This is a genomic window from Pseudomonas sp. Sample_24, assembly GCF_004307605.1.
Lineage (GTDB): Bacteria > Pseudomonadota > Gammaproteobacteria > Pseudomonadales > Pseudomonadaceae > Aquipseudomonas.
The window spans coordinates 1-16,154 of the sequence record NZ_RCNW01000468.1; the positions used below are offsets into that span (position 1 = coordinate 1).

Here is a 16,154-nt window from a genome sequence, read left to right on the forward strand (position 1 = left end):
TCCAGATCGCTGACGCCGGCCGGAACAAGCTGAGTGAATTGATTCATGGGTAACTCCTGGGCAGTGGAAAAACAAAAGATCAGTCGACCCATTCAGCCGCTGAGACGCCGACGCTGTCGGTCGATTTTTTTTCATTGTTGAGCAGCACGTTGAGCACAATGGCGGCGATCGCACCGAGAAAGATTCCGCTGTCCAGCACCAGTTTCAGCGTAGGGCCGACGTGCTCGAACAATGCAGGAAAAGACATCGGCAACACGCCGACACTGACCGACACCGCGACGATGATGCCGTTGCGGGTGCCTTCGAACTGCACGCGTGACAGTTCCTGAATACCTGCCACCGTGGTCATGCCGAACATCACGATCGCGCAACCACCGAGCACCGGAGTCGGCACCGCCGCGATCAACGCACCCAGTTTGGGGAACAACCCCATCAGCACCATGATTGCCCCGGCAGCGGCCACGACGAAGCGGCTCTTGATGTTGGAGAGCGCAATCAAACCGGTGTTCTGCGTGAAGGCGTTGTAGGGGAAACTGTTGAACAAGCCACCGAGCATGGTCGACAGGCCATCAGCGCGGAACGCATTGCCGAGGGTTTGTTGGGTGGTTGGCTTGCCGGTCAATTTGCCGATGGCCAGGCAGTTGCCAGTGGTTTCGGCCATGATCACCAGCATCGCCAGGGTCATGATCAAAATCGGTACGAGCGAAAATTCCGGCGCGCCGAATGCCATCGGTGCACTCAGTTCAAACCACGCCGCTTCGCTCACTCGGGTGAAATGGGTCATACCGCAGGCTGCGGCAATCAAGCTACCGACGAACAAACCGATGAGTACGCTGAGGTTGCCGATGAAGCCTTTGAATTTGGCGTAGATCACCAGCGTGACACTGACCGTGGCCAGGCCCAGCAGCAAATTGGCGGGGCTGCCGAAATCTGCCGCCTCAGGGTTGCCGCCGCCCAGCCAGATCGCGGCAGCCGGCATCAGCGAGATACCGATGATGGTGATCAGACTGCCGATCACCACTGGCGGAAAGAATCGCAACAGACGGCTGAATACCGGTGCCAGCGCAATGGTTATGAAGCCTGCGGCAATCACCGCCCCGAATATCTGACTGAGCCCGAACTCCTTGCCAATCATGATCATCGGCGCAAGGGCGATGAACGAGCAGCCTTGAATCAGTGGCAAGCGCGCACCAAATTTCCAGAACCCGATGGTCTGAATCAGCGTCGCCACGCCGGATGTCAGCAGGTTGGCGTTGATCAGCAAGATGATCTGCGCCGAGGACAACCCCATCGCGCTGCCCAGAATCAGTGGAACCGCCACCGCCCCTGCGTACATCACCAGCACATGCTGCAAGCCAAAGGTGACCAGCTGCCGCAAGGGCAAAACCTCGTCCACCGGATGAATGCGTTGTGTATTCATGTCACAGGCTCCTGAAGGTACGGCGTATGGTGTGATCGCGGCATTCTCAGGGGCGGTCGCAAGCATGCTCCAACCCCGGTGATCGATTGACGCAAGGCCATACTCGAGCGTTTTTAACGATGAAACAAATTAGCAACCATCGCTTTTTTCGATGGCGTACAAGCGGCACACTCAAGCACTCTTGTTGATGTTTAAACCCCCACGTTCGACCAGGAGTAAACCGATTGCGCTTCTCACTCGATCAACTGCAGATGTTTTCCCAAGTGGTCAAAAGCGGTTCGTTCTCCGCCGCTGGACGTAAGTTGGGCAAGACGCAATCGACCATCAGCGCAGCGATTGCCAATCTTGAAACCGATCTGGGCGTCGATTTGTTCGACCGCACCAACCGCAGCCCTGCCCTCACCGCCAGCGGCCAAAAACTGTTGATCCAGGCCGAAGCCGTGCTCGCGCGCTGCATGACCTTCGAGGCGCACGCCGAATGCCTGTCGGATAACGTCGAACCCAGCCTGACCCTGGCTATCGAAACGCCCTACGGGCCGATCATGCCGGTGCTCAAGGCCTTCGAGCAGGCGTTTCCCTTCGTCGACCTGATCATCCGCCACCCGGTGCACGGTGACGTCAGTGAACTGGTGAGCAGTGGAGAGGCGGAGCTTGGCGTGGCGTTTTCTCAACCGGGCTACCCGAAGGAACTGGCGTTCCAGCAATTGGGAAAATTGATCATGCTGCACGTCTGCCATCCCGATCATCCGCTGGCACAGCTCGACACCGTTACGTTCGATGACCTGCACGTGCATCGACGCCTGGCATTCAGCGCGCACGCGAACAAACTGCCCAGCAGCGAATACCTGCGCTCGACGCAATTGTGGCAAGCGGAGAACTACCTCGCGTTGCTCGAAATGGTCCGCGCCGCGCTCGGTTGGGCCACCCTGCCCCGTCAACTCATCCAGCGCGAACTGGCCAGGGGCGAACTGGTAGAACTACCCCTCTCGGCCTACCCGCACACCGACTGGCAAATTGGCGTCGACCTTTTATGGGCGCGCCAACGGCCATTGGGCAAGGCTGGACGCTGGCTGAGAGAGAAACTGCAGGGCAATAAAGTGTATGAACTGGATCGCAATGGACAGACCACCACGCTGTGACCAATCTGAAACGGCCGCTGACTTGAACAGTTTTACTAAAGCACACAAAAAAGCCGATCCAACTGATCGGCTTGGTTGCTGATGCTGGCAGCCCATGTTCGGGTTCGGGTTACAAAACCTCGAACAATCCCGCTGCTCCCATGCCACCACCCACGCACATCGTTATCACCACGAACTTCACCCCCCGCCGCTTTCCTTCCAGCAACGCGTGCCCAACCATTCGCGCGCCGCTCATGCCGTAGGGATGCCCAATGGAAATTGCGCCGCCATTGACGTTCAGTTTCGCCGGATCGATCCCCAACTGTTGTGCGCAATACAACACTTGGCAGGCAAACGCCTCGTTCAATTCCCACAAGCCGATATCGTCCACCTTCAACCCGTGCTGACGGAGCAGCTTGGGCACTGCCAGTACGGGGCCGATACCCATCTCTTCTGGCGCCAGTCCGGCGACTGCGATCCCTCGATACAGGCCCAAGGGTGCAATGCCTGATCGCGCAGCCACTGCCCCCTCAAGTAAAACGCAGGCGCTGGCGCCGTCGGACAACTGACTGGCATTGCCGGCCGTGACACTACCGCCCTCCACTATCGGCTTGAGTCCTTGCAGATCGCTGAGTTGGGTTGTCGGCCTGTTGCCTTCATCCTGGACAAGCGTGACATCCTGATAGCTCACCGCCCCGCTCTCCTTGTCAACGACTCGCTTGCGTGCCTTGACCGGAACAATTTCGTCGGCGAAAACACCAGCTTCCTGCGCCGCCGCGGTGCGTTGCTGAGACTCAAGCGCATAGGCGTCCTGCGCTTGCCGACTGATGCCATACCGGCGCGCAACGAGTTCGGCCGTTTGTAGCATTGGCATGTACGCATGCTCGCTCATGCGCAGCACGTTGGCATCGAACGCCTCGCTCGCCATTTGATTGTGAGCATTCTGCACCAGGCTGATCTGCTCTTGCCCGGCACCAACGGTCACCTGCATGCCGTCGACGATGATCTGCTTGGCGGCGATGGCAATGGCCATCAGGCCCGATGCGCACTGGCGGTCAATCGTCTGCCCACTGACCGAAATGGGCAAGCCTGCGGCCAGGGCCGACAAACGCGCCGGGTTGATGGCCGCAGTGCCGCTCTGCATGGCCGTACCCAGCACCAGGTCTTCGATCTGACCCGGCTCGATGCCAGCACGCTCGACTGCTGCGCGAATGGCAACGGCCGTCATACTGGGCGTCTTGAGGTCATTGAATGCGCCACGCATCGCCTTGGCGATCGGTGTGCGAGCGGTGGAAACAATCACGGCGTCTTTCATGGTTCAAGTTCCTTGTTCGATGAGGGCTGGCAGTCGCTGACCAGCTCAGTCAGTGCCAGGCGCAGCCGTTCGGGAATCGGCGCCGGGCGCCTTTGCTGACGGTCAACAAACACATGCACGAAACGCCCGGTCGCACAGGCCAGTGCCTGGCCTTCACGGAACACCGCAAGTTGATAATGCACTGAGCTGTTACCCAGTCTGCTGACCGCCAGTGCCACTTCGATGGGCTCGGGGAACGCAACCGGCGCGTGGTAATCGCAGCCGGAGCTCACCACCAGGCCGATCACCGGACCTGCGTGGATATCCAGCCCTCCCTGCTGGATCAGGACGCTGTTCACGGCAGTGTCGAAGAAACCGTAAAAGACGACATTGTTGACGTGCCCATACACGTCGTTGTCGTGCCAACGGGTGTTGATCGTTGTGAAGTGCCGATAGCCGGCACGCTGCCTGAGGTCGGTCATCAATATGCCGCTTCATAAATGGCCAACGCGTCGGCTTCGGTGAGTGTGCGCGGGTTGTTCACGAGCAGACGCTGCTGTTGCATCGCGTCACTGGCCAGTTGGGCCAGACTTTCTCTGGGAACACCAACCGCACGCAGCGTGGTCGGTAATTCGCAACGAGATCCCAATTGCGCCAACTCAGAGACAAATTGATCGGCGCGAGAATGGTGATCACCTGCCTGCAACCTTTCTCCCAGCAAAGGCAGAGCGAGTTCGGCGTAGTCCGCCATCGCTACCGGCAGGTTGAAGCGCAGCACATGAGGCAGCACCAGCGAATTCGCCAGCCCATGAGGAATGTGAAAGTGCCCGCCCAGCGGGTACGCCAGCGCATGCACCGCCGCCACCGGCGCGTTGGCGAATGCCTGGCCGGCCAGGCAGGCACCCAGCAACATCGCCTGGCGCGCGCCCAGGTTGCCGCCGTTGTACACGGCCTGGTCGAGGTTGCAGGCCAAAAGCCGTAGCGCCTCTCGCGCCAAGAGGCTGGACAGCGGATTGCGCTTGAGCTTGCTGGTGTAGGCCTCGATCGCATGCACCATGGCATCGATGCCCGTGGCCGCCGTCACGGCAGGCGGCAAACCTAACGTACAGACGGCGTCGAGTACGGCGAGATCCGGCAACAGTAACGGCGAGACGACGCCCATCTTGGTGGTTTCACCGGTGGTGACGATCGCGATGGGGGTCACCTCCGAGCCGGTCCCGGCAGTCGTCGGCACCTGAATCAGCGGCAAGCGCTGGCCCTTGGCTTGGTCGACGCCATACAGCTCGGTGATCGGTTGAGTGCACTGCGGATGCGCCAGCAGCGCGACCAGTTTGGCCACGTCCATCGAACTGCCGCCGCCAAAGCCGACGATCAGGTCGGCACCGACATGCCGGGCCCGTTCAACGGCGGCGAGCACGCAGGCCTGACTCGGATCCGCCGACACGTCACTGAAGATCGCCACGGCAACTTTTGCGAGGGTGAAACCGGGCAACACATCATCGAGCATGCCCAGGCGAGCAATACCCGGGTCGGTGACTATCAAGACACGGCGCGCGCCGCGTTCCCTGCACAGATTGGCAAGACGCTGCACGGCGCCGGTTTCGCATAGAATCTGCGCCGTAGTGGCAAAGCTGAAAGGCTGCATGTCCGCGACTCCTGATTGTTGTTATAGGTTTTCAGCAACTGAAGTCGCTCGCTGGCATCGCCATCAAGCAGTTCGCGCCACCCAACAAGGCTTCCCGGTGTGCGCTTGCACGGGGTAATACGCGCCGCCAGTAGAATTCGGCAGTCTGTAGCTTGGCTTGATAAAAGGCGTTTTCACCCGTCCCGTTAGCCAGGGTTTCACCCGCTCGAACCGCGGCCTGCAGCCATAGCCCGGCCAGCAGGACGTAAGCCGAATAGGCGAGGAAGTCCACAGAGACCGCGCCGATTTCCTGCGGATCCCGCTGGCAGGCGTCGATGATGGTCTTGCCCAACTCTCGCCATTGCTCAAGACGCTGACTGACTGCACCCGCCATGTCCTGCAGCTGGGGTAGATAGCCCGCAGCCTCGACGTGCTGAGCGAGCTCATCGATCAGCGCGTGCAATTCGGCACCGCCATCGCCCATCAGCTTGCGCCGGACCAAGTCCAGCGCCTGGATGCCATTGGTGCCTTCATAGAGCTGGGTGATGCGACTGTCGCGCATCAACTGTTCCATGCCCCATTCGCGGATGTAGCCATGCCCGCCATACAGTTGCACGCCCAGGCTGGCGACCTCCTGGCCGACATCGGTGAAGAACCCTTTGACGATCGGAATCAGAAACGCAGCGCGGCGCATGGCTGCGCGACGATCATCGGGTTCTGGCGCACCGTGCTCGAGATCGAGTTGCCGTGCGGTGTAGGCGCCCAGCATCCGGCATCCCTCGGTGAGGGACTTCTGCGTCAGCAACATGCGACGCACATCCGGATGAACAATGATTGGGTCGGCAGCCTTGTCTGGCGCCACTGCACCGGTCAGCGAGCGCGACTGCAGACGTTCACGGGCGTAGGCCAGGCCGCCCTGGAAAGCGGCTTCAGCGATCCCCAGTCCCTGCAACCCGACCTGGAATCGTGCGTCGTTCATCATGGTGAACATGCAGGACAGGCCTTGATTCGGCTCGCCGACCAGCCAGCCCTGGGCACCGTCGAAATTCATGACGCAAGTCGAAGCGCCCTTGATGCCCATCTTGTGTTCCAGCGCGCCACAGCTCAGCGCATTGCGCCGGCCATCGGCAAGGATTTTGGGTACCAGAAACAGACTGATGCCTTTCACACCCGCCGGGGCATCGGGCAAGCGTGCCAGCACCAGATGAATGATGTTGTCAGTCAGGTCCTGCTCACCGCCGCTGATGAAAATCTTGCTGCCGGTGATCAGATAGCTGCCGTCGGCGTGAGGCTGCGCGCGGGTGCGCAACAACGCCAGGTCCGTGCCGGCCTGAGGCTCGGTAAGGCACATGGTGCCGGTCCATTCGCCACTGACCATCTTGCCCAGCCAGGTTTGCCTGAGCGCTTCGCTGCCATGGCGGTGCACAGCCAGGACCGCGCCTTCGGTCAACCCGGAATAGATCCGAAACGACAACGACGCCGCCATTAACATCTCGTGGAAACAGGCCGACGCCATTTGCGGCAAGCCTTGTCCCCCGTAGGCCATCGGTCCGGTCATGCTCGCCCAACCGTTGTCGACGTATTGACGATAGGCTTCGCGAAAGCCATCTGGCGTGCGGACTTCAGTACCGAGCAACTGGCAGCCTTGCTCGTCGCTGTTGCGGTTGAGCGGGGCTATCACCTCTGCGGTGAAGCGCCCCGCCTCTTCCAGAATGCCGTCAAGGGTGTCGCGGTCCAGGTCCAGACCCAGGTGTTGGCAGTGCCCAGTGACATCGAACATTTCATGCAATACGAAGCGCATATCGCGCAGCGGTGCCTGGTAGTTCATACGCGGCCCTCCCCGACATCGGCAAAGTGTTTGCCGCTGGCCATCAATCGGGAGATCAGTCCGGCGGGATGCCAATGCTCGCCGAAAAGACCTTGCAGACGTTCCAGTCGAGCCAGCAGGGAATTCATGCCCTGCCCATCCGCCCAGCGCATCGGTCCGCCGGTTTCAATCGGAAAGCCATAACCGTTGAGCCATACCTGATCGATGTCATGGCTGCTGGCCGCAATGCCTTCTTCGAGGATCTTCGCGCCTTCATTGACCAGTGCCAAAAGGCAGCGATCGAGGATTTCCCGGGAATCGATCTCGCGGCGGCGGTAGCCCAGCCCCTGAGATACCTTGAGCACCCATTCGTCCACCAGTGGGTCATGCTCGGCCTGGCGACTGCCTGGCGCATAGCGGTAGTACCCCGCGCCGGTTTTCTGACCCAGGCGCCCGAGTTCGCACAAGGCGTTATCGACTTGCACCAAGGGGGCGTCCATGCCCTGCCCGGCCAGTTGACGCGCGCGCCACTCCAGATCGATGCCGATCACGTCATACATGCGGAACGGGCCCATGGCGAAACCAAATTGCTGCAGCACCTCGTCCACCTGCTGAGGGAATGCGCCTTCCAGGAGTAATTTTCGTGCCTCGGCCACATAGCTGCGCAGCATGCGGTTGCCGATGAAACCGGGGCAATTGCCCGCCACCACCGCTACTTTGCCGGTACGCTGCGCGAGCCTGCGGGCCACTTCGAGCACTTGGCTGTCGGTGTCCTTGCCACGAACGATCTCCAACAGTTTCATGATGTGGGCAGGACTGAAGTAATGCAGACCCAACACCTGCGGTGAACGCCCGGTGACCGCCGCAATCGCGTCGATGTCCAGCGCCGAGGTGTTGCTGGCCAGGATCGCCGTGGGCTTGAGGTGCGCGTCCAGCGCGCGAAAGATTTCCTGTTTGAGCTCCAGGCTTTCGTACACCGCTTCGATCACCAGGTCCGCTTCTGCCAGCGCCGCGTAACTTTGTACCGGGCGTACTCGCTCGAGATTGGCGTGCGCCTCGACCTGCGTGATGCGTTGTTTACCCACCTGCTGCGACCAGGTTTGCTCAATCATCGACAGGCCCGCGTCGAGTGTCTGGGTATTGCTCTCCAGCCACAGCACCGGAAACCCGGCGCTGGCCAGACTGATGACGATGCCCCGGCCCATGGTGCCGGCGCCGATCACGGCGACCTGCTGGATATCGAAAGGGGTGCTCACACGCGGTGCTCCTGCATTGGGAAAAATGAACAGCCGACACCCTAAGCAGGCTTCAAGTATTTTTGAAATTTCATTTTCATATGCCATATATTCTGCGTATGAATACTTCAAACTTTGATCTGAACCTGCTGCGCGTGTTCGACATGTTGCTGCGTGAGCAGAATGTCTCGCGCGCAGCACAACGCCTGGCGTTGACCCAACCCACGGTGAGCAACGCCCTGGCGCGCTTGCGCGATATGCTGGGCGACCCCCTGCTGGTGCGCGTCGGTCGGCGCATGTGCCCGACCCCTCGAGCGCTCGCGCTGGAAGGGCCTATTCGCGCCGCGTTGCAACAAATCGAGCAAACGCTGTCCACCAGTGACGCGTTCGACCCACTGCGCAGCCATCGTCAATTGAGAATTGCCCTGACCGACTTCGTCGAACAACTGTGCATGCCGTCCTTGCTGGCAAGCCTGCAGACGCAGGCGCCGCACCTGCGCATCGATGTCGCCCACCTAAGTCCCAGCCTGCCCGCCGAGGCGCTGGACAGAGGCGAACTGGACATGGTGCTGGGTCGTTTCGATCACGTACCGGCACGTTTCACTCGCCAGCTCTGGCGCAGCGAAACCCTGCGAGTCGCGGTGTGTCAGGACCATCCGCGACTGAGTGACGGCCTGGATCTGCAGCGTTTCCTGCAATTGCGCCACGTCTGGGTTCATGGTGGCCAGACCCGAGGCATGGTGGACCAATGGCTGGCCGAGCAGAACCTCGTGCGACAGATCGTCTACACCACGCCTAATTACCTGCAAGCCGCGCACTTGGTGGCCGCGACCGAACTCTGTGTCGTGTTGCCGACGCTGCTGGCGCAGCAGTTCGCCCGGCTGCTGCCGCTGAAGCTGTATGAACTGCCGTTCGCGCTACCGCCCTTCGATCTAGAGCTGGTACGCCTGACCCATCGCCAGCACGACCCGGCGCTGACCTGGCTCGAGGCGCAGATCCTGGCCATTCAACCGGGCTGAGCCATTACCCAATGCGATGGCTGGCATGCCGCTCTGATATTGGCTGCGACTCGAACCGCTCCTTAGAGTGGATCGCCCGAACAATAACAAGGACTGCTCCATGCGTTTTTCACAGCCTTTGCTCACCCTCGCCCTGCTGGTACCGCTGACGAGTCTCGCCGCCGCGCCTGCCAAGGATGCGACAACCATTACCCTGCAAAACAACCAGCAATGGCTGCAGCGACTGCCTTTCGCCGATCGTGGAGATTTCGAGGCCGCTGAGCGGGGGCTGATCGAGCGGTATGAGGATGTCGTCAGTAATGCGGGGGGCAAAACAGTCTGGGATTTGAAGCAATACGCGTTTCTGAACCGCACAGACGCGCCTGCGACCGTCAACCCGAGTCTGTGGCGCATCGCGCAGCTCAATACGCTTGCCGGTCTGTTCAAGGTCACCGAGGGTATCTATCAGATTCGTGGCATAGACCTGGCGAACATGACCATCGTCGAGGGCGATAACGGGCTCATCGTGCTCGACCCGCTGCTGGCGGTGGAAACCGCCAGAGCCGGCCTGGAACTGTACTTCAAGCATCGTCCGCGCAAACCAGTGACTACGGTGATTTATACCCACCCGCACGTCGACCATTTCGGCGGGGTGCGTGGGGTGATCGACGAAGCGGACGTGAAGGCCGGCAAGGTTCAGGTCATCGCACCCCACGGTTTTTTTGAGCACGCCATCGGCGAGAACGTGCTGGCCGGACCGGCGATGAAACGTCGTGCCCAATACATGTACGGCGCAGGGCTGCCGCGCGGTGAGCGGGGCCAGGTCGACGCCGGGCTGGGCAAGGGCGTGCCGGCGAACGCGACGGTCAGCCTGATCGCCCCCACCCGGGAAATCAGCAAGCCGCTGGAACGCCTGACCCTGGAGGGCATTGAGGTCGAGTTCCAGCTCACGCCTGGCACCGAGGCGCCGGCCGAGATGAACATCTATTTCCCACGGTTCAAGGCGCTGTGCATGGCCGAAAACGCAACTCACGTCCAACACAACGTGCTGACCTTGCGCGGTGCACTGGTTCGCGACCCGAAGATCTGGGCGCATTACCTTGACGAGTCCCTGGTGCGTTACGGCAATCAGGCCGAGGTGGTTTTTGCCCAGCATCACTGGCCCACTTGGGGTAGCGCGCAGATACGCGATTATCTGGCTGACCAGCGCGACATGTATGCATTCATCGATAGCCAGAGCCTGCGCCTGATCAATCAGGGCCAGACGCCAATGGAAATCGCCGAGACCCTGAGCTCGTTGCCGCCACGCCTGGCCAGCAAGTGGTACAGCCGCGATTACTACGGCTCGTTGAGCCACAACGTGCGCGCCGTGTACCAGCGTTACATGGGTTTCTATGACGGCAACCCGGCGAACCTCAATCCGCTGCCACCCCAAGCGGCTGGCAAGCGATACGTCGCTGCCATGGGCGGTGCCGACCAGGTCCTGAGCCACGCGCGTAAAGCCTTTGACGAAGGGGACTATCGCTGGGTAGCGCAACTGACCAACCATTTGGTATTCGCCGAGCCCGACAACGCCGCTGCGCGCCAATTGCAGGCCGATGCACTGGAGCAACTGGGCTATCAGAGCGAGAACGCCACCTGGCGCAATGCCTACTTGAGCGGCGCTCAGGAACTGCGCGATGGCGTAGCAGCCGCCACCGGCAGCGGCGGTAATACCGACGACATGGTGCGGGCGCTGACACCGACGATGTTTTTCGATTACCTCGGCGTTCGAGTCGATGCACTGAAAGCGGCCGACAACGACCTGACCATCAACTGGCGTTTCACCGATCTGAACGAGGATTACGCCTTGACCCTGCGCAATGGTGTACTCACCCACCGCGACCTTGCACGGCATGACCAGGCCGACGTGCAAATCAGCATGAAAAAATCGACGCTGGATCGCATCGCACTCAAGCAGACGGGTTTTATCAAGGAAGCAACGCTGGGCGATATCACGATTGAGGGTGATCGGGTTAAGTTCCTGCGCTTCATGGGTGGACTGGAGGAAGCGGACGCACGTTTTAATATCGTCACACCGTGAGCGTGGGCGGCGCCTCAGGCGCCGCTCAGCAACCCGATGATGCCGATAAGCGCGAGCAAACACACCGACATGCCTAATGCCAGGATCGCCCGCGAGGCTGGCGCTGCTCGCTCCGACTGGAGCATCGCCAATCCCTGACGATAACGGCGGCCTTGCCTTGCAAGCAAAGTCAGCGCGACGACACCGCCCATCCCCACCGACATCTGGTCACCGGCCCGCCCCGCCAGAACCAGCACCACCAGCAACGCCAACAGCGTCCTTCGCCATGCCAATTCGGTGCGCTCCGCCTGCAGCCCCGGGTCACCCATGCCAACGGGGCCAAAGCACGCTGGCGATCAGCACGACCGCGGTTAAACAGCCCAATGCCAGCAGTGGTGCGAGCGCCGGCAGAGGCAGCGGCTGGCGCTGACGCAGCGCTCGCTCCACCTTCAGCCAGCGCACGCATGCACCGATGCTCACCAACTGACTCAGTAACATCAAACTGATCGCCGTGACCATGCGTAGCCGAGGTTCGAAGACCTCCCCGGCGAGTGCTTCGACGGCGATCCCTCCCCCAAGCAGCGCCAGTGAGGTGCGAATCCAGGCGAGGAAGGTGCGCTCATTGGCCAGCGTGAATCGCGGATCAGGCGACTCACCTGCGCCCAACAGGGTTTCAGTCAAGGTACGGCGCTTTTGCTGCATGCCCATCAGCGCACACCGAAGCTGCGCAATGCGCCCGGTGAAAAGTATGAAAGGCTGGTCGGCAGATTGAAGACATAAGGTTTGCGCTGCTCATTGATCAAACCCGAAACGTGATAACGGCCGCTCTTCAAATCATAGGTGACCTCCATGGCATTGACTGCAGCCTCACCACCGGGGTGGTAAAAACTGTGCGCCCCGGACGTGCGCCACAACGTTCCCCGTTGATCGTAGAGGTCAGCCTCGAGAATCGCCCAGGTGTCTTCGTCGATGTAGTAATGACGTTTGGCGTAGATGTGTTGGGCACCGGGTTTGAGGGTCGCCACGACCTCCCACACCCGGTGCAATTCGTAGCGGGTAGGTACGGGGTCGACATGCCCTGGGCGAATCAGCTCGCTGTAGCGCAGGTGGGGTGAAGCCAGGCGATAGCTGTTATAGGGAACGTGCAGCAACTTCTTGCCTGCCAGATGCCAGTCGTAACGATCCGGCGCACCGTTGAACATGTCACGACTGTCGGCCGTGCGCAGGCCCGCCGTCCCGGGTCCGGTGGTGTCATAGTCGATACCCGGAGCACGCCTGACCCGTCGCTGGCTGGAACTGTAGACCCAGGACAGTCGCGGCTCGGCGACCTGGTCGAGCGTTTCATGCACCACCATTGCATCTCCGGCAAGCCGCGACGGCGCGGTCATGCGGTAAGTGAAGTAGTAAAGGATATTGTCGGCCCCTGCGTCCGGCAGCCCGTCCGGGCGGGCGAATTCCTGACGTGCGCTCATCAGGGTGAAGCGTCCGTTGCCCAACGGCGTCACGCTGTCCGAGACAAGGCTGTAACTGGCGTTGCGGTTGCGCGTCAGATGATTCCAGATGACCTCCAGGCCATTGCGCGGAACAGGGAAAGCGATCGCCCCGGCAAAGCCGTGCAGGCCATTGCCCTGATCCGCCAGTTGCGCGAACTCAGCATTGCGAGCGGCCGATGCGGCAAGCGGCGCAGGGACGGCGACACTGCGATGGGTGGGATAGACCGGCAGTTTCATCGTCTCGGGAAACTTCTTGAGCAAAGCGATCTGCCCGGCCGACAGTTGGTCCTCATACTGCTTGTAATTGCGCGCAGTGATTTCGTACAGAGGTCGCTCGTCGGCGAAGGGGTCGATCGGCGTGCCGTTACTTTCCAAGCGTTGCTGTGCTGCCGTCAGACCACCCTGCCAGGCCGGGATTCGACCGTCAGGGGAAGCACTTCGCTGGGCACCGATGGGCGTCAGGTCAGGGGGTAACTCGCCTGTGGCCAGCGCTGTCGTCGCCCATGACATTCCCAGCAGCAGACAGCAGGAAACGGGGGCCATCGACGACCGGAAAAAACCTCGGGTACGGGTTGTCATCACTCTTAACCTCTTATTGTGTTTATCAGAGAGTGAACAAATGCATGCCCCACCGATGAAGCTTCAAACGCATGACGGGGCAGGTGGAAGGGTCAATCTTTATGGGTGTTCCGATAGCCTCTTGTTGAGTATCAATGGATACTAAGTAGGGCCTTTGGCCCCGACAAATAGCGTCTTCAGATAGTTGTCATATCAGTTCGGCATAGCCAGAGATTTGCCCATGACCTTGAAACAGCTGCGTTACTTGATCGCCATTGCAGAAGCGGGAAGCTTCTCCAATGCCGCACGCCGGGCGTTCATCGCCCAGCCTGCCCTGAGCCGCCAGATCGGTTTACTGGAAAGCGAACTGGACATGCAGTTATTGGCCCGCCAGCACGACGGCATCGAATTGACCGATGCCGGCCGACAGTTGTACGAAGTGGCGCGATCGGTGATTCAGAAGCTCGACTCGGTGAAGGACGAACTCAAATCGAGCCAGGGCAATCCGATGGGTCATGTGTCTATTTCCATACCCGCGACAGCGTCGGCTCTGCTGCTGCCCACTATCATCACGCAGGCACAGGCCAAGTTTCCGGGGATCAAGCTAACGATTTGGGATGGCCTGAGTCGCGAAGGCGGCCAGGCGATCGAACTGGGCAAAGTGGATTTCGGGGTCGTGCCAAACGCTGAAGAGCTGGAACATGTCATTGCCGAACCGGTGTTCACCGAAGACCTGTATTGGGTAGGCACACCTGCGCAAGAGGCTGACAACTCGCCCATTACTCTGGCTGAAGCCGCGGCGACCCGACTGGTAATGCCGCCGCGCGCCCTGCACCTGCGCCGGCGTATCGAGCAAGCGGCGATGGAAACCGGGGTGACGCTCGATTCAAGCTATGAACAGCAGTCAGCGCCCGGCATCAGCAGCCTGGTGCGCGCCGGGTTGGCGGCGACCATCAGCAATTGGCCGCCGCTGACGGAACTGCTGGAACCGATATCGGCCCGGCTGATCGTGGAACCACGGATTACCCGAACCATTTCCCTGGCCTATTCGCAGCATAAGCCGCTGTCGTTTGCGGCAACGTGCATGCGTGATCTGGTGCGCGGTCTACTCATCGAGGCTGTGGTCGACGCCCGCTGGAAAGGCAGCTTGATCGAGCGCACGCCCGAGGAAGACTTGAGCCAGGTCCATCGCTGAGGGCGCTGCGCCTCAATGGCGCAGCGCCCGGCGGTGTCAACTGACCCGCGGCGCTGCGACACCGACAACCTGATGCAGCCGCTCCCGGGTTTTCTGAGGATCCATCCGGAACAACCCGATCAGCCCCGCGACCACCAACACCGCGCCGCAGACCAGGAACCCCTCCCCGTAGCCGGCCGGGTGCTCGGCGCCCGCGCCCTGCACCAAAATCCCGGTGACCACAGGCGCCGACAAACCGGCCAGCGAAGCGATGCCGTTGCCAATCGCCAGAATGCCTGCGCGTTGGCTGCCGGGCGTGAACTCGGCGAGCATGGCCGGCCCCACCGAATACATCACCAGTGCCAGGCCGCCGCTGAATGTCAGGCAGACGATCCGCTCGATGCTCGACAGCCCCGGCAGGAAAAGCGCGGCGCTCAGAAGACCACTGGCAATCAGACAGATCGAAACGAACGCACCTCGTGACCAGCGCGTCGCCATGCCGCCGCGCATCATGCGCTGCGATAACCAGGCCATGAACAGGCTCAGCGGCGTGGTGACAACTACGAACAGCACAAACACCCGGCCGGTCATGATCGGATCGATACCCAGGCCATTCTCCAGATAGCTCGGCACCCAGGTCAGCGTCAGCGCCAACGACCAATTGGCAGCAAAATGACAGAGGTAATTGCTCAGTACCGTGCTGTCCGTGAGCAATCTTTTATAAGGTACGCGCTCCTCGTCCTGCGCAAGCTGGCCGGGGCGAATGCGATCCAGCGTGCCTTCACGTCCCAGCAGCCACCACAACACGCACCAGACTGCGCCGATTGCAGCGAGGACGATGAAGTTCATGCGCCATCCGTAATGCACGCTGATCCACGGGATCATCGCACCGGCGACCAGCAAACCAAAGGCACTGCCGGTATGCAGCAGTGCGACCGGCAGGTTGCGACGGTCGTTGGGAAACCATTTGTACAAGGCGTGGGTGGCTACCGGCGACGCCGGCCCTTCGCCGATGCCCAGCAGCACACGACAGGCGACGATTGCCCACAAGGAGGTGACAAACAGCATCGGCAGTTGAATGAGCGCCCAGAACGCGCCCATGCCCAACAGCAGGGTACGCGTGGGGCGGCGATTGGCGACGAAGCCGCCGATCACTGCGGAAATCGCGAAAAACCAGTGCAGTGCGCCACCTACCAGACCGAACTCGGTCGGTGACAGGCCAAGCTCCTTGGACATCGGCACTGCAACCAGGCCAATGACGACCTTGTCGAGGAAGTTGACCAGCATCAGCAGTGCCAGCAGTACCGCAACCATCCAGGCCGTGCCCAGACGTGCGGGGGTTTGAGTGTGGGTCATGATTGTCTCTCGTTA

At 60.8% G+C, this 16,154-nt stretch carries 14 protein-coding genes; 4 read left to right on the plus strand and 10 right to left on the minus strand.

Annotated elements, in window-relative coordinates; all coding sequences use genetic code 11:
* Positions 1 to 79 precede the first annotated feature (79 nt).
* Positions 80 to 1,420, minus strand: coding sequence for a nucleobase:cation symporter-2 family protein (locus tag D8V06_RS26740; protein ID WP_130932137.1), 1,341 nt, complete (start codon positions 1,418 to 1,420; stop codon positions 80 to 82).
* Between the two features lie 224 nt (positions 1,421 to 1,644).
* Here D8V06_RS26740 and D8V06_RS26745 point away from each other — a divergent pair, with 224 nt between their 5' ends.
* Complete coding sequence (locus D8V06_RS26745; RefSeq protein ID WP_130932138.1) at positions 1,645 to 2,559, plus strand: LysR family transcriptional regulator; 915 nt, start codon at positions 1,645 to 1,647, stop codon at positions 2,557 to 2,559.
* A gap of 109 nt (positions 2,560 to 2,668) precedes the next feature.
* Here the strand turns inward: D8V06_RS26745 and D8V06_RS26750 are convergent, their stop codons facing one another.
* The 5 genes from D8V06_RS26750 to D8V06_RS26770 are packed head-to-tail and all read right to left on the minus strand — an operon-like array spanning position 2,669 to position 8,519.
* The gene (locus D8V06_RS26750) at positions 2,669 to 3,853 is read right to left on the minus strand and encodes an acetyl-CoA C-acyltransferase (protein ID WP_130906458.1); all 1,185 of its coding nucleotides are present in this window, start codon (positions 3,851 to 3,853) and stop codon (positions 2,669 to 2,671) included.
* On the minus strand, positions 3,850 to 4,314 hold the full coding sequence (locus D8V06_RS26755) for a thioesterase family protein (protein WP_130932139.1): 465 nt from the start codon (positions 4,312 to 4,314) through the stop codon (positions 3,850 to 3,852). Before D8V06_RS26755 ends, D8V06_RS26750 begins: the two co-directional genes overlap by 4 nt.
* The gene (locus D8V06_RS26760) at positions 4,314 to 5,477 is read right to left on the minus strand and encodes an iron-containing alcohol dehydrogenase (RefSeq protein ID WP_130932140.1); all 1,164 of its coding nucleotides are present in this window, start codon (positions 5,475 to 5,477) and stop codon (positions 4,314 to 4,316) included. Before D8V06_RS26760 ends, D8V06_RS26755 begins: the two co-directional genes overlap by 1 nt.
* 31 nt (positions 5,478 to 5,508) lie before the next feature.
* A complete protein-coding gene (locus D8V06_RS26765; protein WP_130932141.1) occupies positions 5,509 to 7,284 on the minus strand; it encodes an acyl-CoA dehydrogenase C-terminal domain-containing protein in 1,776 nt (591 codons plus the stop codon).
* Positions 7,281 to 8,519 carry a 3-hydroxyacyl-CoA dehydrogenase gene (locus D8V06_RS26770; RefSeq protein ID WP_130932142.1) on the minus strand — a complete coding sequence of 413 codons (1,239 nt, stop codon included), beginning with the start codon at positions 8,517 to 8,519 and terminating at the stop codon, positions 7,281 to 7,283. The genes D8V06_RS26765 and D8V06_RS26770 overlap by 4 nt, the downstream gene beginning before the upstream one ends.
* A gap of 80 nt (positions 8,520 to 8,599) precedes the next feature.
* On the opposite strand from D8V06_RS26770, the gene D8V06_RS26775 reads away from it, so the two are divergent.
* Together D8V06_RS26775 and D8V06_RS26780 are read left to right on the plus strand one after the other, a co-directional pair.
* Positions 8,600 to 9,517 carry a LysR family transcriptional regulator gene (locus D8V06_RS26775; protein WP_130906463.1) on the plus strand — a complete coding sequence of 306 codons (918 nt, stop codon included), beginning with the start codon at positions 8,600 to 8,602 and terminating at the stop codon, positions 9,515 to 9,517.
* 100 nt (positions 9,518 to 9,617) lie between these two features.
* Complete coding sequence (locus tag D8V06_RS26780) at positions 9,618 to 11,579, plus strand: alkyl sulfatase dimerization domain-containing protein (RefSeq protein ID WP_130906464.1); 1,962 nt, start codon at positions 9,618 to 9,620, stop codon at positions 11,577 to 11,579.
* Between the two features lie 14 nt (positions 11,580 to 11,593).
* Here the strand turns inward: D8V06_RS26780 and D8V06_RS26785 are convergent, their stop codons facing one another.
* From D8V06_RS26785 to D8V06_RS26795, 3 genes are read right to left on the minus strand one after another with little or no spacing between them, the layout of a single operon-like run.
* A complete protein-coding gene (locus D8V06_RS26785) occupies positions 11,594 to 11,887 on the minus strand; it encodes a DUF202 domain-containing protein (RefSeq protein ID WP_130906465.1) in 294 nt (97 codons plus the stop codon).
* Positions 11,880 to 12,266 carry a DUF202 domain-containing protein gene (locus D8V06_RS26790; RefSeq protein ID WP_130932143.1) on the minus strand — a complete coding sequence of 129 codons (387 nt, stop codon included), beginning with the start codon at positions 12,264 to 12,266 and terminating at the stop codon, positions 11,880 to 11,882. Before D8V06_RS26790 ends, D8V06_RS26785 begins: the two co-directional genes overlap by 8 nt.
* Positions 12,266 to 13,594: a DUF1329 domain-containing protein gene (locus tag D8V06_RS26795; protein ID WP_130932161.1), complete on the minus strand. Its 1,329-nt coding sequence runs from the start codon at positions 13,592 to 13,594 to the stop codon at positions 12,266 to 12,268. The genes D8V06_RS26790 and D8V06_RS26795 overlap by 1 nt, the downstream gene beginning before the upstream one ends.
* 256 nt (positions 13,595 to 13,850) lie before the next feature.
* On the opposite strand from D8V06_RS26795, the gene D8V06_RS26800 reads away from it, so the two are divergent.
* Complete coding sequence (locus D8V06_RS26800) at positions 13,851 to 14,804, plus strand: LysR family transcriptional regulator (RefSeq protein ID WP_130905057.1); 954 nt, start codon at positions 13,851 to 13,853, stop codon at positions 14,802 to 14,804.
* 36 nt (positions 14,805 to 14,840) lie between these two features.
* Here D8V06_RS26800 and D8V06_RS26805 read toward each other — a convergent pair whose 3' ends face one another.
* Entirely contained in the window at positions 14,841 to 16,097 is a 1,257-nt protein-coding gene (locus D8V06_RS26805) for an MFS transporter (RefSeq protein WP_130905131.1), read from the minus strand.
* Positions 16,098 to 16,154 lie beyond the last annotated feature (57 nt).